Origin of the sequence: Anaerovorax odorimutans, from assembly GCF_024459955.1 — a bacterium.
GTDB lineage: Bacteria > Bacillota > Clostridia > Peptostreptococcales > Anaerovoracaceae > Hominibacterium > Hominibacterium odorimutans_A.
Window position 1 is genome coordinate 1 of the sequence record NZ_JANFXK010000118.1, and the last position, 361, is coordinate 361.

At 39.6% G+C, this 361-nt stretch carries 1 protein-coding gene; it reads right to left on the minus strand.

What is annotated here, in order from left to right; genetic code table 11:
• Positions 1 to 361 (minus strand): Ig-like domain-containing protein (locus NE619_RS18135; protein WP_256133877.1); only part of this gene is annotated, 361 nt, incomplete at both ends.

Here is a 361-nt window from a genome sequence, read left to right on the forward strand (position 1 = left end):
AGAGCTGTTTTTGAAGCTTCTGTATATTTATTTTCAAAATTCTCTTCCCGTATTTTCTCTTCTGCTGCTTTGATTGCTACATCTAATGCTGTATCATCACGAGTAACAACAACTGTACATTGTGCTTTCTTTTCCGGATTCATTGTGGAAGTTGCTGTAATAATCGCCGTTCCCGCACTATTAGCTGTAACTAATCCAGTTGCACTATCAACAGAAGCGATACCCTCTGCATCAGATACCCAGAGAACTTCTTGGCTAGCATTATCCGGTGCAACTATAGCCGTTAATTGTACTGTCTCACCGACTTTCAAATTGGCCTCAGTTACATTTAATGTAACTTCTGTTACCGGAACATACTCTT